Raw genomic sequence first — 19,578 nt, 5'->3', positions numbered from 1 at the left:
TTTAATTATTAAATTCATTAATTTAATACACTTTTTGTAACTTAATAAAAAGATTGATTGATTTTAATTTAAAATTGGGCTAAACTACAAACAGCGTAGGAAAATATTTTCATGTATTTGTCCTACCTGTTTCTATAATTTGAGAAAATCATAGTGGGAGCTTAACTAGGTTCTTTAACAAAAGGATTTAGCTAAGTCCCACTTCTTTTTTTGTAAAATTTTTTGTAAAGAAGTTGGCAAAAATAGTTTTTGCTATATACTTAATAAGTATAGAAACAGGAGGGAAAATATGACAAACATATCAAACAATAATAACCCACAAGAAATTAATCAAGCAGAAATTGACTTCGAAAAAAATATGCGTACTCTATTTATGAACTTACCAGGGATTGATAAGAATCTCAAAGGATATGGATACAAGTATCAGAATTTCAATGAAATAGTTAGAGAAATTAAAAACGTTATTAAGAAGCATAATTTAGAGCTTCGTTTTGCTCAATACCCAGCGTTTACAGTTGTAGAGGGGCAAGTTTTACATGTTATTAGAACTACATTCTACAGCACAAGTAGTAGTGGTAGGTATAAAGAATCATTTGATACACCAATACTTACAGAAAAATTACAGTGTAACAGCGAAAATGGGTCTAAAACCGTAAATACATTGCCACAATTTGTTGGATCAGCTATTACTTATTTCAAAAGGTACGCTTTAGTTGCAGCTCTTGGGATAGAAAGTGAAATAGATACTGATGCAGCTCCTATTTACAATAACCACGAAAATGAAAATTCTATGCCTAGCAGACAATCTAGTGTTAATCAAAAGCAAGAACAAAAAAGAGAACAAAAACAAGAGATTAATCAAATTCAAAAAAATAGCATTATTCAAAACCAGAAAAGAGACATTAAGCAAAACCAATTAAAAGATTTTGATAAAAAGTCGAAAACTGACAAATTTTATTGCTATGAAATTTTTAGAGACGCATTGTTTAATATAAAAAATTGGTTAAGTGAAGGTGACGAAAAAAATAATATAAATGCTCTTATTCGGGCATTATGTACAGATAATGATGATGCTTTAAATAATCTTCTTGATGAAAATCCCAAGCTTAAGAGTATAGAATATTGGGCAAATCTTATGAAAGATTATTTCAGTAAAACCAATAGATTTGATGATCTAAATAAGCTTAAAGTATTTATGTCTGATAATCGAGACGTTTATAAAACAAAAGTATTAAAATTCTTTTGCATGTTAAAAAAAGAAAGACAATTTAATTATATGTTTGCAGTGTAGCAATATTAAAGCCCCCAAATAGGGGGCTATTCTATGTTAGGAATTGCCACAGGTACTACTGGCACTATTTTTAAAGCCATCTATACCGCCGCTAAGTGCGCCTTGAACCACCTGTTTAAAGGTGGTTTTTTGATCATTAGCATTATCCCCAGTACATTTATCAAGTTCACTCTTTATATGATCAAGTGCAGATTTTATTTTATCTTCATTGTTTTCTAAAAATTTATCAAATTCTTCATCACCAGTTAAAGCGGTTTTTAACCAGTCAAGTTGTGTTTTCTGAGCATCAGATAGCTTTTCTCTAAGTTGTTCTTCTTTGGATTTAGGTTTTTCTTGTGTTACTTCTTTTTGGGTTAAATCACGTTTTTTTCTGCTTTTTGTTTGTTGAGCATTGTTTTTTAAAGTGTCATTATCATTAGAATTACAGCCGGTTAGCGTAATTAAAAATAAACAAAATAATATGTTGATAATTTTCATTTTCATTTCCTTCTCTTATCTCTAGTCCAATATGTTGAGTAAAAATAAAATTTATTCTTGTAATTATAGAGCGTTTTCTTGAAACAGTATTGTCAACTATATGTGTCAAAAAGAAGCGTGTAGAAGGAGCATTGTATAGAAAATATCATCAAAAATTGAAGCATTTGAGTTTTTTATAATTTCATGACTGATATTAATTAACAATAAAGTATTATCAAAAAATTCATCAGTTTTGGGTCTTAATTGTTTATAGATGTTGGAAAGTATTGCCAAAATTAAAATATTCTGGAGGGTTTGGTATCTTTTTTCATCTTGTATGTTTTTTCCTTTGGATGGATTTGCCATAAATTTATTTATTGTGTTAAGATATATTTTGGTTTTTTGTTCTCCAAGTTCAATAAATAATTTATTAATTTGTTCTTCATTATATTCGATTTTTGTGTAATGGCCAATAAGTATCTTATCAAAATTGTTGTTTGTGGGATTTTTTAATAGATTTTTTCCTTCTTTAAAGAACCTTTTTATATTTTCAAGAGTTGATTGTTCTTCTTTTGTCAAATTATTTAAAAAGTTGGCGAAAAGATTAATGTTTGTAAAAATTAGCAAACTAAATAATAGATATTTCATTTTTTTCTCCAAATAAATAGTATTCAATTATTGTACTAAATATTGGATAAATAATTATTATTTGAATTGATATTTTTTAAGTGAATTAGTAGCTATTTAGAGATGAAGGCAAATATTAGCCCCGCTATCATTGTGATAGACATTGCTCCCATAATTCCCAATACCCATTTAAGCATTTCTGAAAGAGACATCAAATTCTTTTCAACATTGTCTATTTTTGCGTTTAAATTCTTTTCTACATTGTCTATTTTAGCATTTAAATTCTTCTCTACAGTATCTATCTTAGTATCTAAACTATCTATTTTTAGATTTAAATTCTTTTCTACATTATCTATTTTGATATCTAAATTAGATATATCCTTTTGTAAATTCTTTTCTACATTATCAATTTTAGTGTTAAGTTCGTTTTTAACATTATCTATTTTAAAAATAAGATTATCAAATTTTATATCAAATTGTTTTTCTAAATTTTCTAAATCTCTATATGTTAGCTCATTGTGATAATATCTTTTAGATAAATCTTGTGCTATTAGTTGTTCCATGCCTAGTCTAAGAAATTCTTTATATATTTGTTCTTGACTTACACCAGCAATATTTGTTGACACTGTTTCCATGAAATTTTCCTTTATAGTCATATTATACACTATTTTAGATTGATTGGCTTTAGAGATTTTTATATGTAAAGTAGAATTTCTTGCAAGAAAAACCTTTTTGTAATTTACATTTTTAATTGGGAATATTGATTATATACTTTTTCCGCTATTGGTTTTGTTTTTTTAATGTACTCTAAATATATCTTAATATTATGTTTTACTGCAGTTATGGAGTGTTCGTCTTTTAGTGTTGATAAGTCTGGATAAGGATATTCTGGATAATTTGGGTCATTAACTTTAACTTTTGTTTTAGCTAAAAATGTTACAAGATACATAACATACTCTGAAAGTTGTGTTTCATATTTAGCTAAAGAGTTTAGTGTTTGAATAAGTGGAGGTTTTGGTTCTTCTGGTAGGCTAGCAATAGTAGTACAACATAACAACAAAACAATTAGTAGAGAATGCAATTTTTTAAGCATTTTCACTCCTTTTAAGCATTTTGATGTATTCTTTCATAATTTTGTTACGTGTTGCTTTAAGTGAAGTAATAATTTTTTTATTTTTGTCGGCAGAGATAGCCTCTATTATCTCAATATTGTATTTTAAAATATCTTTTATTTCTTCAAATATTTTCATTGACTCAGCTGTTTCCATAGATTTTAGTGTGCTTATATATGTTTTGTAGAAAAAATCTATTACTTTACTAAAAGTATTAATGTAATTATGATCTATGTTTGTATCAGTTTTAGCTATGTTAGTTAAGCTGGATAGTAAATTAAGCCCCAAACCAATAGTGTTATTTTGCATTATTTGTTCTTTCCTTATAGATAGGTATTCCTTCCTGATTGAATTTTAGATCATTAGATATTTTGAGATTTTTTTCATCAGAATTAACCAAATCAATAACCGTATTGATTTTTTCATTTAATGGAGGGAGCGAGTTTTTTAGTTATTGCTGGGGTTAATGCACTCTCAAGTCTTTCCATATTTGCTGTATAGATTAATTTATAATGAGAATACAGCTCATAAACCAAAAAGAATCCTTTATGTGCAATTTCATCAAATTCGTCTTCAAATTTAGAAAATATATCAATAAGGGTTGATAAAGACGTAAGTCCAAGCTCAACATTATCTTTGGATAATTTCATAATTTAATCTCTTTTTTTAATGTGATTTTTGCCATTACCATTGCCATTCTTAAAAATCTTGCCTATTACAATAGTCAATATGTCTTTTAATAAAGGCTTAAGAAGAATTAACACTCCCAGAACCAGCACGGTTACAAAAATCATTACGGCTATAAGTTTAATTTCGTTTAAATTGATAAGAAGTTCTGTTAATTTAATAGTATCCATTTTTTCAATCCTCGATTTTAATTTTTTATTTTTATACGTATATTATATACCAAAACCATAATTTTTGCTAAAAAAGTTTATGCTTTTAAAAGATCCGGGACCGGATTTCCTGATATGTATGTTCTTTTTTGGACATACCAGCCTTTATATATTGGGAATTTAACAGATAGTCCAAAGGAGCCTGAATACCTATAAACCATATTTACTTGACTTTCGTCGGAATACCTTAGATATAATGTTTTACCTAGAATACTATCACTATTTCCAAGGCTTATATCAAGCTCAATATCAAGGTAAATGAGGTCATTGTCGTAATTTTTAAAAAAAATAAGGGTTATACTGCTATTTTTATCGTATTGCAAAGAAGCAGTTAGCGATTTATTTTCGTAGTCAGAAGGATAAAGCGTAGCTCCGGAAGTTATGCCGCCATAAGTAAAATTAGATGGTATTCCTAGTAATTGTTTGGGAACGGGTGTTTTTTGAATACTGCTTGAAGACATTATCAAAAGATCATCACTTCTAGATAAAGTGGCTGATGATATGCTATCTGTAAGACGAGATTTAATTTTACTAAAAAGATTTGAAAGTTTACTAGATTCATTCTCAATTAGCTTGTCAACGATTAAATCGTAAATGCTTTTTATAAAATCTTTATCAGCTGCAAGCTCTTCGGCAATTGTAGACTTAATTATCTGCTTAAAATAGTCTAATCCTTCTCCTTTAAATATTTTGTCTTTAGAAGCATCTAAAAAATCTTTATAGGTAATAGCGTTACTGCTTGCAACCCCATCATCAAGTAGTAAAAGAAAATTGTTTTTTACTTCATCAACCTTTAGTCTATTTAAATCTTTTATTTGAACCGTTTCTTCTTCATCAATTAGCAATTTATCTTGATCATCGGCCATAAAACCTCCTTAGTTGTTAAAAGTTATAATATTGTTACCATCTTTATTATTAATTTTGAGAACTCTACCAATAGGAATAATTCTCTTTATAAAAGCATAAATTGAATGATCATAGCCCTTAGGAAGCGAATTAAATACTAAAGCCTTTTTAGATGCAGCATATCCCGGTTTCTTTTCTCTAATTAGAATCTTTTTAAGTCGTTTTCCTTTCTTAGTACTAGGGGAAATAAATGTAGTAAAGTTTGTTTTTATTACCCCTTTTAAAGAGATATCAATAACCCCAGATTCAGGAGTAGTAACTTCAATGTCCACATTTAAAAAGGCCTTAAAAATCAGTCTAAACGACTCATCAGTACCAATATGACGTAAAGCAAAAATAACACTATTAATATTGCTTGTAATACTTTGTAAAGTTTGAGTTTTTGCATAAAAGATAGATAAAACTTGAGATATCCATATTGCAATATATCTTGATTTTATATTTTCTATTACATTAATGGATATGAAGTTGGAATTAAGAGATTTGAGTTCATTAAGCAATGCTTGTGCGTATTCTGTTTCTGTGCGTATAAGTTTATGAATTTCGGTATTTTTGAAAAAATTAGGTATTTTCATGTTTGTTAACTATCAATGTCAATGAGCAATCTATCTGTAGTATTGAAAAGTAGCATTGTATCATCATTAATAGCAATATCTTGATTTTTATTAAAGTCGCTATCAGTAATTTTTGAAATACTTTCGGTGTCTGTATCTTTAATACAAGTGCTTATTTCCATAAACTTAATTCCTTTAACTTCATTAACTGGAGCAAAAAAGTCTTGATATTCAAAGCTAATTCCCATATCAGAATAGTTATTTGAAATAATCCTAGAATATATGTCCCTAATTTGAGAGTCTATGTTTAAGTAGAGATAGTTTTTAAGGTCAAGTTTATACTTTACTTTCAGATAAACATATTTTCTTTTCCCTAGCGATATTTTGTAGGATTTACGTTGTCCAGTTGAATTGAGTCCATCAATTTCTATATCTCCTTCAAGTAAAGTCCCACTAGGCGTTGTTAGATATAATGTTTCCCAAAGTTTTGCTTTAAATTCGGGGTTGTTAATATTAGCTTTACTAGCGTCTAGCAAATCTTCTTTTAGAATTAGGTATATATTGGCTTTTCCAGCTGAACTTTTAATATTAGTATGCTCTACCCCATTAAGATTAAGTAAAGCGTTTCTAACAGCACTGTAAGTTGTGCTTTTAGAAGAAATGTGTTCTTCAATAGCAGCCCAATAAGTACCACCCGGTTTCATTTTAGAAAAAAAGAGATTAAGCTCATTAATTATTTCTTCTTCAATTAATGCTAAAGAAGATGCAATAATGTTGTAAATCGAGCTATTACTATCATCAATGTTAATTCCATAATTTATTCGCAAGTATTCTCTTTTGGCCCGTAATATATCCTTAATTGTACGCTTTAGAATGCCAAAATCAGAATCAAAAACAATACTCATAAATTAAACTCCATATTCAAAACATCGCCTGAGAAAAAAAAGGATATATGCACTTTGTTGTCTTGTATAATAGTAGAAATGTTTATTAAATCTAAGTTAAGTTCTTTAGATATTTCGTGAAAATAATTTTTTACAGCGTGAAGATTATTGATTTTTAACAGTTTTAAAAGTAAGAAGTAGTCCAGTCCCCAATTAGGAGCATAGCTTAAACTCCCCCTTAAGGTTTTTAAAAATATAAACAATTTTTGCTTTTGTTCTTCAATTCCATCAACAAGTGATAAATCATTATTAAATACTAATTCAAAATTATTGCCTAATCTTAAATCCATACTAGTAATTATATCATATTTAGCAAAAATTACTTAAACAAACTATTAATATTATTGCTAATTCTAGATGTTGTTATTTTTAAGCTTGTATAGTCAACAACTGCTTGTCCTTTTACAGTAATTCCATTAATAGCACTTACGATACTCTCTAGAATTGATTTTAAGGACGTTATTTCATTAGCTATTTCAATTTTATTGTTTGCTCTAATTTTAACAGTATCAGAGATTAGATTTAAAGTCTTTGGGCTAATTGCACTAAGTATATAAAAATGATGTTTGTCAAAGTGAATATCGTTATTTGTATCAAAAATATTAACGCTTGATTGAAGCAGTAAAACGCTATCGCCTTTTGATAACTCTAAACTGATATTAGAGATATTTTTTGTGTGAATTTCTAAATCTTCAAATTCGGGTATTGTAACAATAGCTTCTTGAGCTTGTTGTTTAAAATCCTTTACAGTGCCAATTTTAATTATAAAAATGTTTGAATAAATCCAATTTTTAACGTCCTCTTGTGCTAAAGCATGTCCATAAAGACGCTGGTTCATTCTGTAAATTTTATAGTCTTTAGTCATTTTAATCCCCTTTACTTTCTATATTTAATCAGAATCATCAGAATCATCCTTTAATTTAAGTATTAATGAACACTCTCCTGCGTTGCTAAGTCTTGCACTTGTTTCTTTTATGGTGGTTTTTATCATTTTCCCTAGTCCATCAATAAATGAAACTTTATCGCCAATTTTTAGTTTATGTGTGTAAAATGTTTGTGCGTTCCAATATACACGTCTTATACTGTATTCACCTTCAATAGCAATTTCTTGTTGTGGAATGAATTCAAGTCCATAATCTTCTAAAGCCTTGTAATTTTCATCTGCTTCAATTGTTCTATCATTAGTAAATATAAAATTACATTCAACATCAAAGCTGTCACCACCAACATCAGCTATTACGTCATGAATATATATTCCTTTTATTTTATCAACAAATTCTTTTGGTGTTGTGGCATAAATATCTTTGTCAATAATTTTAAGACGATCTTCTTTGTCCATATTAATAATATTGCGATTAGGAAATACAGATTCTATTGCCTCTTGCACCGTTTTTCCCTTGAAGTTTTTGTTCTCTAATTTTCGATCAAAGAAGTTGCTACTAACTGCTAACCTAACGTCAAGCTCAACACTAAAATCACCACTAGGATAATCAGTGCTCATAGGAGTCCCTAAATACCCCGACATTATGAAATCAAAATTTTTTTCATGAGCAAATTTCTTATAATATATTTTTACTATATCTCCTACCTCAATGTCGTTGGTGAAGTCTAAAGGCAAATTCCAAAGTACAATTTTTGTTCGTTTAGATTTTACAAAATTATAATTTGAAAATTCATTAGATATGGTAATATCAATATGAATTCCATGTTGCGTATTTATTATAATTTTAGGAGTTTCTTCAATTAAAGAATCTCCAGAGCTTGTATCCTTTTCTAAGGATTGTTTTGCTTTATAAAATTCAATTTTAAAATCATATTGTAGTAACAGCATTAATTATCCTTTATATTTTTCCAATTCAAATGTTTTTACTATTTCCATTGATAGACTAACTTCAACCTCATCAATGAAAGGAATATCCTTAAACGAAAGACTTGTAATTACAGCCAATTCTTTTAGGCCAAAAGTTGGACTGTAGATACTAAAAGGAACTTGTGCTTGTATTCTATTTGCTAGTTGTTCTTTTGCAAGATGAGCGTCAAAACGTAGCATAGTATTGCCAAAAACAGTCATTTTGAGTAGAGAAAGCATATCTTTATATAAGGATGTAAGTATCCCGCCGTTTAAAGAGATATTTTCACCAGTCATTACTGGATTGTAGCTTACATATTCTGCTTTTCTATCATAATAGTTGATAACCGGTCTTTTAGAACAACTAGTATTGTAAGTGCGTGTTATGAGTTCGGTTTTTGGTTTTACAAAAAACAATTGAGGAATATATCCAAAACCTTTTAAATCCATTCTAGGAAATAACACTAAGAAATTATCTGCTCCGAAAAGAGCAAATATTTGGGTTGTTACATCTCTTACTATTCGAGTAATCTCCCTGATTTCTTTCCTTTCAACATCTTTGATTTTTTCTTCGAATTTTTTCTTTTCAAGATTATTATTGATAATATTTTCATTGTTAATATCCATAGAATTTCCTTTTTATTTGAAATTTACTGAATCATCACCCCCGGTGTTATTATTGTTATTTCCCCATGGCCAATAATTTAAAGGATTTCCGTAGTAGGCAATATTACTAGCAACATTACTAGCGGTATTATATACTGCGCTGCCAATGTTTTTTATTCCGTTAAAAGCACCCTTTATACCGCCTGTTATGGCATCAACGATATCTTGTAAGATTTGTTTAAAATTAAGGTTCATAATCTTATCAAGAATACCAGAAATTTTACCAATTACTGGCATCAAAACATCACTAGTTACGTTTTCAAGAGTTTGCTCTATTTTAGCCAAATCACTTTTAGCTTTAGAAACTTTGTCGGAATGACCCATTATCTTTAAAGATGATATATCTTTTATTAAATCTGCAATTATCTCTGGCCTTAGCTTTTTTTTCCCTCCCTCTTTAGTTAGAAACTCTAACTTGTTTTTCATGGCTTCTAGATATTTTTCTCCAAATTTGTCGATAGGTTTCAATATATTAAAAGCTTCAGTTAGTTCCCCTTTAAGTATTTTTGAAACAACTTCAACAGCACTTTCGTTATCACCAACAAGCCCCGTGCTTCTAAACATAGCTGCTAGTTTTGTTGCATTTAATACATTTTCTCCTTCTTTATCATTAAGTTTTAATTCTCTGATGTGGCCTTTAAGCACACTGGCTATTCGCAGAAAGTCTTCTTGTTCTAATTTCCGCTCAAATCCTTTCATTCCCTTAATAGCACCCAAAATATTTTTACGTTCTTTGTCACTGTAAAACACGTTGTTAAGTTGTTTTAGTTGTTCTTCTTTAGATTTATTTTCAACTGCTTTTTTAGCAAATCCATACATAAATCCAATAAGCCCGCCACCAACTTTACTTACAGCGTTGCCAATGACATTTCCTAAAGCACTGCCTATTGCAATTTTGGCAACAAGTCCTTTTCCTTGAGAGGCTGCTAAAATTTTACTTTTTGCTTTTGATTCTTTTGCAAGTTCTTTATACTCAAGACGCCTTTTATCTCTATCAGACATTAAAGATCTTTTAAAGGCTTCTTTTCTTGCTTTCTCAAACCCCATGCCCTGTTTCATAAGCTTTTTAGTTTGTGTAAGTCTATATTTCTCAACACGCTCTCTTAAGCTTTCAAATTTAGATTGTCTGTTAAGTTCTTTTTTCTTGTCCGACAAATTATTTTTTACAATATCTTTAGTACTCCCCAAACTAGATTTTTTAGGTTTAAGATATTTTTCCATTTTGGAAATATCTTGCTCAATAGCCTTTTTTGTTGCCGCATGATCAAGAATTCCCTTAAATTTAATAGTGAATTTGTCGCTCATTGAGCCCTCACTTCCCTAGAATTAACTCATACAATTCTTTTTCTAATTTAATATCAGCAAGTCTATTGACCTCTAAAAGCTCGTCATAAGGCAATTTCTTTACCGAGTCGTATGAGCAAATATTCATAATTACTGGAAAATAATATTTGTCGTTCTTAATCTCGTCAAGCAAGTTAAAATATTTTTTTCTAGTCTCATTAAGACTTGCAATGGCTTTATCAATATCTCTATTTCTTTTGCTCATTTAGCAACCAGCTCATTGGAATTTGATGTACTTGATGAAAGCGAAGTGGCTACTTTTTCATAATCAAAGTTTTCATTGATATAGTCAAAAGTAACAAAATCCCCAACATTATTTTCATATTCACTTAGAAAAACCAAAGCGGGGGTTTTTAGATCATTGTCTAACTGAAAAGTATTAAATTGTGCAGTGTAAATTATTGCAACAAGATAGTCTTTATAATAAGAAATAAATTCTCTATTTTGATCCAAAATCAGATAGAATTCGTCTAAAAATTTTGGACTTATCATTAAGCTTGTAATTTCTCTTAGGTATTTTACCTCATTAAGCTTTAAAATAGCGTCGCTTTGATTAAATCCTAACACTTTGTCCCATTCATAAACCGGTAATACTCTAAGTGGATATTCATAAGTTTTATTTTTAGTTAAAATTTTCATTTTATATCTCATTATCATAATAAGACTCTCCTTTTAAGTGTTGTTTGGTTTAGATTTTTGGCAATTAATAGCCCTAATTTCAAAAGATACTTTTTCAGCCTCAGCAGAATAACTTCTTGAAGGCTCTTCAGTAAAAATTGCATAGTTAGAAATAATTTTGGTAGCAATTCTATCATTGAATGCTAAATCAAGCATTTTATCCTCTTTTCTTACATCCATGTTGTAAAACTGTTCATCAGAAAGTTCAGTTAACAATCTATAGTCATGACTACCTAGCGTCACTTCAATGTTGAAAACATAAGTTATCGTTTTGGGATCTCTTAAACTTATTACAGGCATACCTTTATCTTCACTACTAATCACTGCTCTTGTTGTGGGTTCGCTTGTAAGCTCTAGTTTGCCACTATGTAGTTGTACACCACCAATTGAAAAATAAACTTCTCTTAAATCATAAAATTGCATTTTTATACCCCCTTTTAAGCACTTAAGCTGTTTTGATAATCAACTATATCTTGAGTAGTAATTACTAAAGCAACAGCATTAATGCTAAAGTTATAAGTAATATTCACACTAAGTTCTAATTTAAGTTGTGGTGTAGGAGAAAGAGTAAGTCTTAAATTTTTGTACTCTATTATAAGCCCTCTATCGATAAACCGTTTAAGTAGACATTCAATTGCTGAAGTATATGCATTGTCTCTAGCCCCACTAAGCTGCAGTGCTGATAATTTGCTATTTTGTCTATTGTTTTTGTTCCAAATTCTGATAAGCTCAATAATTGCTTCATTTTTTATGTAATGATAAGTAAAAAGCTCATCTATTGAACTTCCAGCAAGATCAACACCTTCTTTAAAAGCAGGCATACCATCAAGACCAGTTTCATTAAGAAGTGAATAAAAGTTAATTTTTGCAGTTCGTAACTTTCCAATTACAGTGTCGTCAACAAGCGGTGTAGCAGCCAGTGGCATACCATAAGGATTAACAGCGTGAAAAATGCTTGCTTGATGTAAATATTGACTTATAAATTTAAGGTGTAAATTGTCTTTATTATTGCTGTAAATAGCAATATTTCTTTCTTTTTCAGTATTGCCTTTATCTTTAAATAGTTCTTTTATTTCTTGTTCTTTAGTTGAGAATACAAAAAAAGTTGAAGGCATTTTGAATTTATTATAGTCATCTTTGTAAATTTTAAGTCCATCATCCGATGCATCCCCTTCAGTGTTGATAAGTACAACAAAAGTGTGTCTATGTATTTTAAGATAATTTTTAAGCTCTTCAGGCTTATCCTTATAAATGAAAAGATCGGTTGATTTTAATGATTCTTCGCTTGAATTGAAAAAATTTGACATTGCAGTTTTTAACAGTGTTTTTTCTTTTCCAAACTGATCTTGTCCATTTCCATTGTCTTTTTCCAAAGTTTCAATTTGTTTTTCATAATTATTAACGGTTAAATTCAATGTTATAAAGTTGGCGGCATCTTTATTAACTTTGATTTTAGCTGTTTTGTAAACCAAAAGTGGATTGTAATAATTGGGCCTGCTAGTCTGAATCCTAGAATCAAGCAAACTTACACTAATTGTATCTTGCGGCAATTTTGTATTCCTCCTTTAAAATTTCAATTGCTTTTACACTAGCATTGAATGCTACAGATGCACTGTACGCATGGTTGCTATATTTTGTGCCTAAATTAATAAGCCCAACTGTTTGCATGTTAGATATTGGATAAATGTAAAGGTTAATTTTTCTAATATATTCGGGTTGAGACTGACTTTCTAAAGTATACTTATGGGCTCTATTGTGTAGAAAGTTGCTAAGCATACTATAAAGCACTAACATACGTGAATTAGCGTCAAAATCTTGAGCGTTTAACACTATCGCAATAATATATATTTGAAAATTTATACTAAATTCCAAAGCATTTTCATAAAATGCACCGGCTCTAGAATTATGATCAAATAGATGTTCTGTACCATCAAATTTCAATGCTATTATATTTGAGCTAGCAGCTGTGATTTTTGAAAGGTACGGGTGATTGTAAGTATTTATGATATCGCACTCAAAATTATTTTCAGTTGCATAAGCCTTAAACCCTTTAAATATTTGAATTAAATGATTTAATACCATATCTAAAGTTAAAATCATTCAAGTGTTACCTTATAAGTAATCTCTGATAACATTTTGGCTGTATCAACAAGTGGAATTGCTGCAGTGTTACTCCCCCTTTTATGCTTGCTTTTAATTGTATTAGCCTTTAAGGCTGGAGTGACTTGTGCTGATAATAGATAATTTTCATAGTACCTTATAAAAGCTTGTCCAATAGCTTCCATTCCCGATTTAGGGTCAAGATTAAACTTAGAATTTATATAACTATTATTGATATATTCTCTAAACTCAGAACTACTAGCAATTTTGGTTAAATGTTTTCTTGCTGGTAAATTGCTGCTCCCTTTTTCATGCATTCTAGCAATTCCTGCACGACCACCAAACCACCCAATTTCCAATTCCATTTTAAATTCTAGCTTGTCCATATAAATTCCTTTAAAACCAAAGTAAAATATCCAATTGAAGAGTCAATACTAAATATTTCAAAGTAAACTAAATCTGCAATTGATATTCGGTCTTTAAGCTCAAAGTTAAGGTCTTGGTATGTGTAAAGTTTAGAATACTCGTGAATATCAGACATATCAGAGTCATATAGCATTGCAAGTTCTTGTGGCTTTATGTCAATAATAACTCCTGCAAATTCAGTGTATTTATTTTTATCAAATACTCTCTGATAAGAAGAATCATTCTCAAGCTTTACAACAGTGCCTTTATAAAACTTTAGAGGTTTAGGATCCTTAAATACGTTGATCATACGGAAAGACATATCTGAAAGTCTTTTTCTAACACCATTCATTAGACAACCCCCACACAAGATGGCGTTGAAGTTTTTCTTTTTAGTTTTTCTAAAAATGCATCGAGTTGTGAACAAAAATTCTTATTTGATCCACAACCCCCCTCACCACCTTCTTCGCTCCCACTACTGCTAGGATAATAATCAAGTTCAAGTTCATTGAATTTTTCTTTTTTGATTCTATCAAATTCAAATTCTCGAACTACCCCTTGTTTTCTTAATTGACAACCCATGTGGTAGAAAGTAAGTAAAAATATTTGTTCATATGTCAGTGAACTAGCATCAATACCGCGTGTTACTAGAATAGCTTGAAGTAGGGATAAATGAAGTAGAAAATTTTGCTTACTTAGTGCAAATTGGTCTATCCCTAATAGCAATAACACTTCTGAATGGAGTTTTGTTACTAAAAGTTCTTCTTCTCCCTCGGCTTGTGCTTGTAAGTTTCCTTGTTCACTCATTTTCACTTACCTTATACTTTTAACTTTGCTTTATGTTAACTTGCAAAATAGTTTTTCTAGTAGCAAGTAGACCGCCCAAAACAAAATCAATGTATGAATGAGCAATATCAGTTGAGTCTTTGTCAACTTGTTCATTTGGTGTAGGTAGCATATACTTACTAGGTTTGAATTTAATAAGTTCTGAATTTAGTGGATAAATGAGTATTTTATGTTTTAGCAAGTTTGAAGTCTCAATATAAACATCTTCTCTATTATTAATAGCCTTAATAGTTTGAATCAAAACATCTTCCCATTTTTCACTGCTACTTGCTACACCCTGTGCTGCTGCGTATGGTTTTACAAGTTTAAGTGAAGTTGCGGGATCAACTATTACCATCATAGGTGTGGAAAATTCGTCTCCTAGTTCTAACTTTGAAAGTCCAGCTTCAATCTTTTCAAAGATTTTATCCATTTTATCTTTATCACCACTAGCAACTTCTTCTTTTATCTGCTCGGGCATATTAAGTAGTCCATACATATTCGGAAGTAGCCGTTTTTGATTTTTCCCATCTTTTTGAATCGAAACAGTACCTGTTAGTACAAAGTGATTGATAAGCTTAATAATTTCACTACTTGCAAGCTTATAAGCTTGTGCAAAAGGAAGTAAATTATTATTAATGTCCCCAATATATGAGTCTGAAGTATAAAATTTCTCAGAAGCTTGTTTTAAATGTCTGAATTTATACTGTAATTTTAAATAATTAAGTCTTACCACCTCAGAACTAAAACCAATAGTTGAAATAGTATTAACCTCATTGGCAATTGTTGTAGGATTAGCATTTAGAAACGCGTCCCATTTTACGGTTTTTTGATATCCCATTTGTAGATCAACATCTTCAATTTGATCCGGCGAAAACCATTTATACATAATAGGATCTTTAACTTCTCCTATGATATTTGCCACGGCTTTTGCATAATAATTTTCATCAAATAATTCCATATTAAATCCTCCCAAATATTATTAATTTCTACTCATAGCTTTATTTCCAAATACAGCTACTTTTACTAAATAAACTTCATTGCTAATTTGCTTTGCATCAGACAATGCTGTTGCATTAATAGTTGCTTTATTTGGTGCTCCAGTAACCTTTTCAAGAGCACCGTCTTTATTAAAAACAAGTTTGTCTTTTGTTTTAACCGTAGAATCTTTTGCTACTAAGTAGCCCTCAAAATTATTTGTAATTGGTACAATAGTAGCTGTTTTACTAAATTCATCTATATCAATACAGATTCCATACAAGTCTTCACCACCACCAGCCTCAACATGTGGTTCATAATGATTTTGATTATCTTGCACCTCTTGAATAACTCTTTTTACTCCACGCTTGTACGGATACCCCAAAAATGGATGATTTTCCAATTTGTCAAACTTACTAGTTCTAGTGCCTCCAGAAGCAAAAAATTTCACATTTTTGTCTCTAAATTCATTAGAATTGCTGAGTAAACTAGCGTCATGTTGGGGATTTTTCATAAACTTTTCGAGTTTACTTCTCTTCTCTTGATACTCTTTTACTAATTGCGTTGTATCTCCCATTTATTTACCTCCTTTTATTCGCTTAAGATTTAACCGCCATCAGGAATTACTATTTTCTCAAGGCTTCTATTGCCAAAAATTGCAACTTTTATCAAATTAATAGAATACTCTTGCCTAGGATATCTAGCTTGGCCTTGTGCCATATAATTCTCAGGCACAAAATTGATTGTAAATGAATCAGATAAAGCATATATGTTAATTGCGGTTGGTGGCCCACCTCCAGCCTTGATAATAACCCCGTTATTATTTATGTCTAGTATTTCTCCTATTTTTATACTTGGATTTCTTGTAACAAGGTACCCTTCAAAATTGTTAGTAATTGGCAATACATACGCGGTACAACTAAACTCACATACATCTACACATATCCCATACATATCAGTATCAGCTCCAACTTCTACATATATAGAGTTCTCTTTTGGAACAAGTTTAACTCCACGCTTGTATGGAAAACTATTTGCTGGATCGTAAAGGTATTCTTCTATTTTGTCTGTATAGCTTGAACATGAAAATGAATATGCATCAACTCGCTCATTTTTAGATTTAAAACAGCTACTTGAACTGCTAAAAACCTTATTTTCAATTGAGCTCATAGATTTTACATATTTCTTGAATTTCAAAAGGATATCATCGAGTTCGTCAATTGACTCCAAATATGGATCTTTTGCTTGTGCATCCTCAGCTTGTCTTGCTTGCCGTTTGGCCCTAGGAGCAGCGGAAACTTGTGCCTCTAAACCTAACTGCAGGTTATCAACAGCGTCAAGATTTTCAACTTGCTCGTTACCTTTTAAAGCCATAATTTATTACCCTTTAATCGCTCTATTCCCAAATACACTAGCAAGCACTATAAATAACTCTTCGGTCAATTTATGTGCCTTTGAAAGTGCTATTGCATTGATGGTTTTTTGACCCCCAGTGGCCTTTTCAAGTTCTCCATGTTGGTTAAAATTTAGTTTGTCTCCTGGATTTACACTATTATGTCCATCTTTCTTTAGGGTTAAATACCCAGTAAAGTTATTTGTAATTGGAATTACAGTTGCCATACCACTAAACTCATCTATATCGGAACACACTCCATATAAATCATCTCCACCACCAGCCTCAACTTCTAGTTCTGTTGTTCCATCACCAAAACTAAGCTTAACTCCACGTTTATACGGATACCCTTTAACAGGGTAATTTTCTATTTTGTCCTTACTACTAGTAGACACTCCATCAGAATTAGAAAAAATTAGGTTTTTGTCTCTAAATTCAATAGAATTGCTAAGCAACCCCGCGTCTTGTTGGGGATTTTTCATTAATGCTTTAATTTCTGCAACTTTTTTATCAAACTCTTGTTTGATTTTTGTTATATCACTCATTAAAAACTCCTTTAAGCAATACTTGTTCTTTTATGTCTTTTTAGATTTTCATAAAATTGAATTCGTCTTTGCTTGTATGTATTACTTATTGCTTGTACAAATTCTGTAAAATTAATTGGCACAAAATTAGAATCAAGTAAACTTGCTCTTTCTTCTGATTTGGCAACAATATTGCCCTTAATAGCGTCAACAGAAGAAGAATTGCTACTCGCATTTTTTCTTAATTTAATGTTCACTTTTGCTAAAGAAACAAGCTGTTCTAGTATCTCCCCATCGATATGACTTATATCTGACACTTTAGCAATAGCTTTAATTTGCTCAATTGGAACAAACTTGCGAACAAGTTCTCTACGTTGTGCTTGCATAATGTCTTTCAGTGTGTATCCCTTTGCAAGTAACACTTCCTTATTGAAATGGTTGCTAAGATGTGCTTTTGCAAGTGTATCAATTTCATTAATTCGCTCAGCCTCTAGTAACAATTGCTTTTCAACACGCTCCCGCTCTTCAACTTCTGCAAGTTCTTTTGTTATTCGCTCATTTATACTTAAATCTCTACTTGTCTCTTTGGATTTACTGGTTGCTTGTTCTTTAAAGTGCATGTACTCTTCAAATTCCTGTGCACTGATAACTTTAGTATCAGCCTTATTTTGCTGCTCCTCTTTATCTTGTGCCTGCAAGTTTTCTTTTTCTTCTTTCTCAATCACTTTTTAACTCCTTTTCTCAAAATGAGAATAATTTCTCTTTTAAAATCGCTAGCTCCTCATTATTAAAAGAACTACTCTGTATAAGATGTTTATATTTGCTGTAAAGCTCAATTAGCTTTATATCTCTTTCCACTTTTTGTTCTTCACTTAACATAATCAGCGAATTAAACTTCATATCAAGCCCGAAATACTTTTTAAGCTTTAAGTTACAAGAGTTCTCAACTTGTTCTTGTACGCCTTTTAGAAAATCGTAATAATTACTCCTATCACCTTTACCATCATTTCCTAGTCCTTTAGCCTGCTCATTAAAACTTCTGGTTAAGGGTTCTTTAGTATCGGCACCAATTTTCGCTTTAATTAATGCTAACGCCTCCTTTAAGCAACTAAGGTCATATTTAATAACTTCCAAACTAGCACTGGGGGTAGCTGTATAAAACATTCCCTCATTATTTAGATTGCTTTTTAGCCTGGCAAGTTCCTGTGATAATGAGTCATTAAGGGTTCTTAAATTAGAAACATCTTTATTATGATTGTTTGTATTTTGTTTTCTCAAAAAAGAAGATAAAATGCCACTTCCCCTATCATTATTGCTCTGAGTAAGTGCACTTAAAGAAGTTGTTGCACTAGAAAGTGCGTCTTGTAGTTGTACCAAAGATTCATCTTTGTAAAACAAAAAATTGTGATTTTCAATACGTCTTTCTATTTCAACGTATATCTTTTCAAATAAATAAATATCTAGCAAAAAGCTTTCGGTATAACACGGAACATATCTTTTTAAGATATAATCAAAGTTTTCATATATAATAAGTCGACTTTTATGTATTTTAACTGCATCTAAAGAATTGTTCTTATTGTTGGATTTTACTTTATAGGTTATATGATCAAAATCAACTCCCAAATCTCTTACATATTCATAATCAAGGTATTCAAAACCAATGGGTAATTCTATATTAACGGGTTGTTCGAGATCTATTAGGGTATCTTTGGTTTTTACTAAAACATAGCCAATCCCGTGAAAACGGTAGCTTATAATACAATTAAGCAGAGCATTCTTAAGCTGTACCTTTAACCTAGCAAGTTCAACCTCGCTAACATTGTGGTCAGTGCTCTCAAGAACAAGCCCGTTCTTGAGACAATCTTCTGCTACATTTTCTATATAATTTCTAAAAAATATTGAATATTTATATAGTTCTAGTGAACTTATTTTATCTATTAATTTTGTTTTTCTTAAATCACACACCGTTTTACTTCTCTTTATTAAATTAGATGTATGATAGCAAAAACTAATATTTTTGTCAATAAAAT

The 19,578-nt window shown here is 30.4% G+C and carries 29 protein-coding genes and 1 pseudogene; 1 reads left to right on the top strand and 29 read right to left on the bottom strand.

The genetic code is table 11. From position 1 onward, the window contains the following. The first annotated feature begins 289 nt into the window (after positions 1–289). A complete protein-coding gene (locus BBIDN127_RS05540) occupies positions 290–1,291 on the top strand; it encodes an ERF family protein (protein WP_014017746.1) in 1,002 nt (333 codons plus the stop codon). Positions 1,292–1,327: 36 nt separating this feature from the next. Here BBIDN127_RS05540 and BBIDN127_RS05535 read toward each other — a convergent pair whose 3' ends face one another. The 29 genes and pseudogenes from BBIDN127_RS05535 to BBIDN127_RS05395 form a co-directional block, all read right to left on the bottom strand. Next, on the bottom strand, positions 1,328–1,768 hold the full coding sequence (locus tag BBIDN127_RS05535; protein WP_014017745.1) for an Mlp family lipoprotein: 441 nt from the start codon (positions 1,766–1,768) through the stop codon (positions 1,328–1,330). Between the two features lie 105 nt (positions 1,769–1,873). Then, positions 1,874–2,395 (bottom strand): hypothetical protein, encoded by a 522-nt coding sequence (locus BBIDN127_RS05530; protein ID WP_014017744.1) that lies wholly within the window; start codon positions 2,393–2,395, stop codon positions 1,874–1,876. Positions 2,396–2,487: 92 nt separating this feature from the next. Beyond that, positions 2,488–3,009, bottom strand: coding sequence for a Bdr family repetitive protein (gene bdr / locus BBIDN127_RS05525; protein ID WP_014017743.1), 522 nt, complete (start codon positions 3,007–3,009; stop codon positions 2,488–2,490). Between the two features lie 104 nt (positions 3,010–3,113). Then, entirely contained in the window at positions 3,114–3,467 is a 354-nt protein-coding gene (locus BBIDN127_RS05520; RefSeq protein WP_014017712.1) for a BBA14 family lipoprotein, read from the bottom strand. Beyond that, positions 3,460–3,795, bottom strand: a complete 336-nt coding sequence (locus BBIDN127_RS05515; RefSeq protein WP_014017461.1) for a BlyB family putative holin accessory protein — start codon at positions 3,793–3,795, stop codon at positions 3,460–3,462. Before BBIDN127_RS05515 ends, BBIDN127_RS05520 begins: the two co-directional genes overlap by 8 nt. Next, a pseudogene (locus BBIDN127_RS05510) lies at positions 3,785–4,136 on the bottom strand (BlyB family putative holin accessory protein). The gene BBIDN127_RS05515 and the pseudogene BBIDN127_RS05510 overlap by 11 nt, the downstream one beginning before the upstream one ends. Positions 4,137–4,139: 3 nt before the next feature. Beyond that, on the bottom strand, positions 4,140–4,343 hold the full coding sequence (blyA, locus tag BBIDN127_RS05505; RefSeq protein WP_002658481.1) for a holin BlyA: 204 nt from the start codon (positions 4,341–4,343) through the stop codon (positions 4,140–4,142). Positions 4,344–4,420: 77 nt separating this feature from the next. Further along, positions 4,421–5,248 (bottom strand): DUF685 domain-containing protein, encoded by an 828-nt coding sequence (locus BBIDN127_RS05500; RefSeq protein ID WP_014017710.1) that lies wholly within the window; start codon positions 5,246–5,248, stop codon positions 4,421–4,423. Positions 5,249–5,257: 9 nt separating this feature from the next. Continuing rightward, positions 5,258–5,863, bottom strand: a complete 606-nt coding sequence (locus BBIDN127_RS05495; protein ID WP_014017458.1) for a DUF735 family protein — start codon at positions 5,861–5,863, stop codon at positions 5,258–5,260. 5 nt (positions 5,864–5,868) lie between these two features. Beyond that, complete coding sequence (locus BBIDN127_RS05490; RefSeq protein ID WP_014017709.1) at positions 5,869–6,747, bottom strand: DUF276 domain-containing protein; 879 nt, start codon at positions 6,745–6,747, stop codon at positions 5,869–5,871. Then, positions 6,744–7,076: a DUF2634 domain-containing protein gene (locus BBIDN127_RS05485; protein WP_012665001.1), complete on the bottom strand. Its 333-nt coding sequence runs from the start codon at positions 7,074–7,076 to the stop codon at positions 6,744–6,746. The genes BBIDN127_RS05490 and BBIDN127_RS05485 overlap by 4 nt, the downstream gene beginning before the upstream one ends. Before the next feature lie 29 nt (positions 7,077–7,105). Next, positions 7,106–7,651 carry a DUF777 family protein gene (locus BBIDN127_RS05480; protein ID WP_014017741.1) on the bottom strand — a complete coding sequence of 182 codons (546 nt, stop codon included), beginning with the start codon at positions 7,649–7,651 and terminating at the stop codon, positions 7,106–7,108. Positions 7,652–7,675: 24 nt separating this feature from the next. Then, a complete protein-coding gene (locus BBIDN127_RS05475) occupies positions 7,676–8,617 on the bottom strand; it encodes a DUF693 family protein (protein WP_014017740.1) in 942 nt (313 codons plus the stop codon). A gap of 3 nt (positions 8,618–8,620) precedes the next feature. After that, on the bottom strand, positions 8,621–9,262 hold the full coding sequence (locus BBIDN127_RS05470) for a DUF792 family protein (RefSeq protein ID WP_014017739.1): 642 nt from the start codon (positions 9,260–9,262) through the stop codon (positions 8,621–8,623). Between the two features lie 12 nt (positions 9,263–9,274). Then, positions 9,275–10,606: a DUF759 family protein gene (locus tag BBIDN127_RS05465; RefSeq protein WP_014017738.1), complete on the bottom strand. Its 1,332-nt coding sequence runs from the start codon at positions 10,604–10,606 to the stop codon at positions 9,275–9,277. 7 nt (positions 10,607–10,613) lie between these two features. Next, complete coding sequence (locus BBIDN127_RS05460) at positions 10,614–10,850, bottom strand: DUF1322 family protein (protein ID WP_014017737.1); 237 nt, start codon at positions 10,848–10,850, stop codon at positions 10,614–10,616. Further along, on the bottom strand, positions 10,847–11,302 hold the full coding sequence (locus tag BBIDN127_RS05455) for a DUF1473 family protein (RefSeq protein WP_014017736.1): 456 nt from the start codon (positions 11,300–11,302) through the stop codon (positions 10,847–10,849). The genes BBIDN127_RS05460 and BBIDN127_RS05455 overlap by 4 nt, the downstream gene beginning before the upstream one ends. A 15-nt stretch (positions 11,303–11,317) precedes the next feature. Then, positions 11,318–11,746, bottom strand: a complete 429-nt coding sequence (locus tag BBIDN127_RS05450) for a DUF1463 domain-containing protein (RefSeq protein ID WP_014017735.1) — start codon at positions 11,744–11,746, stop codon at positions 11,318–11,320. A gap of 14 nt (positions 11,747–11,760) precedes the next feature. Continuing rightward, positions 11,761–12,873 carry a DUF787 family protein gene (locus BBIDN127_RS05445; protein WP_014017734.1) on the bottom strand — a complete coding sequence of 371 codons (1,113 nt, stop codon included), beginning with the start codon at positions 12,871–12,873 and terminating at the stop codon, positions 11,761–11,763. Continuing rightward, positions 12,854–13,423 carry a DUF764 family protein gene (locus BBIDN127_RS05440; RefSeq protein WP_014017733.1) on the bottom strand — a complete coding sequence of 190 codons (570 nt, stop codon included), beginning with the start codon at positions 13,421–13,423 and terminating at the stop codon, positions 12,854–12,856. The genes BBIDN127_RS05445 and BBIDN127_RS05440 overlap by 20 nt, the downstream gene beginning before the upstream one ends. After that, positions 13,420–13,809, bottom strand: a complete 390-nt coding sequence (locus BBIDN127_RS05435; RefSeq protein WP_014017447.1) for a hypothetical protein — start codon at positions 13,807–13,809, stop codon at positions 13,420–13,422. The genes BBIDN127_RS05440 and BBIDN127_RS05435 overlap by 4 nt, the downstream gene beginning before the upstream one ends. Further along, positions 13,797–14,180: a DUF1506 family protein gene (locus BBIDN127_RS05430; RefSeq protein ID WP_014017732.1), complete on the bottom strand. Its 384-nt coding sequence runs from the start codon at positions 14,178–14,180 to the stop codon at positions 13,797–13,799. Before BBIDN127_RS05430 ends, BBIDN127_RS05435 begins: the two co-directional genes overlap by 13 nt. After that, entirely contained in the window at positions 14,180–14,635 is a 456-nt protein-coding gene (locus BBIDN127_RS05425) for a DUF3890 domain-containing protein (RefSeq protein ID WP_014017731.1), read from the bottom strand. The genes BBIDN127_RS05430 and BBIDN127_RS05425 overlap by 1 nt, the downstream gene beginning before the upstream one ends. 19 nt (positions 14,636–14,654) lie before the next feature. Next, positions 14,655–15,614, bottom strand: coding sequence for a hypothetical protein (locus BBIDN127_RS05420; RefSeq protein ID WP_014017487.1), 960 nt, complete (start codon positions 15,612–15,614; stop codon positions 14,655–14,657). A gap of 21 nt (positions 15,615–15,635) precedes the next feature. After that, positions 15,636–16,208 carry a DUF228 domain-containing protein gene (locus BBIDN127_RS05415; protein WP_014017730.1) on the bottom strand — a complete coding sequence of 191 codons (573 nt, stop codon included), beginning with the start codon at positions 16,206–16,208 and terminating at the stop codon, positions 15,636–15,638. Positions 16,209–16,237: 29 nt separating this feature from the next. Further along, positions 16,238–17,005, bottom strand: coding sequence for a DUF228 domain-containing protein (locus BBIDN127_RS05410; RefSeq protein ID WP_014017729.1), 768 nt, complete (start codon positions 17,003–17,005; stop codon positions 16,238–16,240). 6 nt (positions 17,006–17,011) lie between these two features. Then, complete coding sequence (locus BBIDN127_RS05405; RefSeq protein ID WP_014017728.1) at positions 17,012–17,569, bottom strand: DUF228 domain-containing protein; 558 nt, start codon at positions 17,567–17,569, stop codon at positions 17,012–17,014. Positions 17,570–17,580: 11 nt separating this feature from the next. Beyond that, positions 17,581–18,273, bottom strand: a complete 693-nt coding sequence (locus BBIDN127_RS05400) for a DUF1357 family protein (RefSeq protein ID WP_014017484.1) — start codon at positions 18,271–18,273, stop codon at positions 17,581–17,583. Between the two features lie 16 nt (positions 18,274–18,289). Continuing rightward, the gene (locus tag BBIDN127_RS05395; protein ID WP_014017727.1) at positions 18,290–19,513 is read right to left on the bottom strand and encodes a phage portal protein; all 1,224 of its coding nucleotides are present in this window, start codon (positions 19,511–19,513) and stop codon (positions 18,290–18,292) included. Positions 19,514–19,578: the final 65 nt, after the last annotated feature.

The sequence above is a fragment of the Borreliella bissettiae DN127 genome (assembly GCF_000222305.1).
GTDB lineage: Bacteria > Spirochaetota > Spirochaetia > Borreliales > Borreliaceae > Borreliella > Borreliella carolinensis.
This window is presented reverse-complemented; position numbering and strand designations above follow the sequence as displayed.

What these genes read in the sequence shown, in the direction of transcription:
- BBIDN127_RS05540 (WP_014017746.1), top strand. Translation starts at nt 290, where the DNA reads ATGACAAACATATCAAACAATAATAACCCACAAGAAATTAATCAAGCA.
- BBIDN127_RS05535 (WP_014017745.1), bottom strand. Translation starts at nt 1,768, where the DNA reads ATGAAAATTATCAACATATTATTTTGTTTATTTTTAATTACGCTAACC.
- BBIDN127_RS05530 (WP_014017744.1), bottom strand. Translation starts at nt 2,395, where the DNA reads ATGAAATATCTATTATTTAGTTTGCTAATTTTTACAAACATTAATCTT.
- bdr (WP_014017743.1), bottom strand. Translation starts at nt 3,009, where the DNA reads ATGGAAACAGTGTCAACAAATATTGCTGGTGTAAGTCAAGAACAAATA.
- BBIDN127_RS05520 (WP_014017712.1), bottom strand. Translation starts at nt 3,467, where the DNA reads ATGCTTAAAAAATTGCATTCTCTACTAATTGTTTTGTTGTTATGTTGT.
- BBIDN127_RS05515 (WP_014017461.1), bottom strand. Translation starts at nt 3,795, where the DNA reads ATGCAAAATAACACTATTGGTTTGGGGCTTAATTTACTATCCAGCTTA.
- blyA (WP_002658481.1), bottom strand. Translation starts at nt 4,343, where the DNA reads ATGGATACTATTAAATTAACAGAACTTCTTATCAATTTAAACGAAATT.
- BBIDN127_RS05500 (WP_014017710.1), bottom strand. Translation starts at nt 5,248, where the DNA reads ATGGCCGATGATCAAGATAAATTGCTAATTGATGAAGAAGAAACGGTT.
- BBIDN127_RS05495 (WP_014017458.1), bottom strand. Translation starts at nt 5,863, where the DNA reads ATGAAAATACCTAATTTTTTCAAAAATACCGAAATTCATAAACTTATA.
- BBIDN127_RS05490 (WP_014017709.1), bottom strand. Translation starts at nt 6,747, where the DNA reads ATGAGTATTGTTTTTGATTCTGATTTTGGCATTCTAAAGCGTACAATT.
- BBIDN127_RS05485 (WP_012665001.1), bottom strand. Translation starts at nt 7,076, where the DNA reads ATGGATTTAAGATTAGGCAATAATTTTGAATTAGTATTTAATAATGAT.
- BBIDN127_RS05480 (WP_014017741.1), bottom strand. Translation starts at nt 7,651, where the DNA reads ATGACTAAAGACTATAAAATTTACAGAATGAACCAGCGTCTTTATGGA.
- BBIDN127_RS05475 (WP_014017740.1), bottom strand. Translation starts at nt 8,617, where the DNA reads ATGCTGTTACTACAATATGATTTTAAAATTGAATTTTATAAAGCAAAA.
- BBIDN127_RS05470 (WP_014017739.1), bottom strand. Translation starts at nt 9,262, where the DNA reads ATGGATATTAACAATGAAAATATTATCAATAATAATCTTGAAAAGAAA.
- BBIDN127_RS05465 (WP_014017738.1), bottom strand. Translation starts at nt 10,606, where the DNA reads ATGAGCGACAAATTCACTATTAAATTTAAGGGAATTCTTGATCATGCG.
- BBIDN127_RS05460 (WP_014017737.1), bottom strand. Translation starts at nt 10,850, where the DNA reads ATGAGCAAAAGAAATAGAGATATTGATAAAGCCATTGCAAGTCTTAAT.
- BBIDN127_RS05455 (WP_014017736.1), bottom strand. Translation starts at nt 11,302, where the DNA reads ATGATAATGAGATATAAAATGAAAATTTTAACTAAAAATAAAACTTAT.
- BBIDN127_RS05450 (WP_014017735.1), bottom strand. Translation starts at nt 11,746, where the DNA reads ATGCAATTTTATGATTTAAGAGAAGTTTATTTTTCAATTGGTGGTGTA.
- BBIDN127_RS05440 (WP_014017733.1), bottom strand. Translation starts at nt 13,423, where the DNA reads ATGATTTTAACTTTAGATATGGTATTAAATCATTTAATTCAAATATTT.
- BBIDN127_RS05435 (WP_014017447.1), bottom strand. Translation starts at nt 13,809, where the DNA reads ATGGACAAGCTAGAATTTAAAATGGAATTGGAAATTGGGTGGTTTGGT.
- BBIDN127_RS05430 (WP_014017732.1), bottom strand. Translation starts at nt 14,180, where the DNA reads ATGAATGGTGTTAGAAAAAGACTTTCAGATATGTCTTTCCGTATGATC.
- BBIDN127_RS05425 (WP_014017731.1), bottom strand. Translation starts at nt 14,635, where the DNA reads ATGAGTGAACAAGGAAACTTACAAGCACAAGCCGAGGGAGAAGAAGAA.
- BBIDN127_RS05420 (WP_014017487.1), bottom strand. Translation starts at nt 15,614, where the DNA reads ATGGAATTATTTGATGAAAATTATTATGCAAAAGCCGTGGCAAATATC.
- BBIDN127_RS05415 (WP_014017730.1), bottom strand. Translation starts at nt 16,208, where the DNA reads ATGGGAGATACAACGCAATTAGTAAAAGAGTATCAAGAGAAGAGAAGT.
- BBIDN127_RS05410 (WP_014017729.1), bottom strand. Translation starts at nt 17,005, where the DNA reads ATGGCTTTAAAAGGTAACGAGCAAGTTGAAAATCTTGACGCTGTTGAT.
- BBIDN127_RS05405 (WP_014017728.1), bottom strand. Translation starts at nt 17,569, where the DNA reads ATGAGTGATATAACAAAAATCAAACAAGAGTTTGATAAAAAAGTTGCA.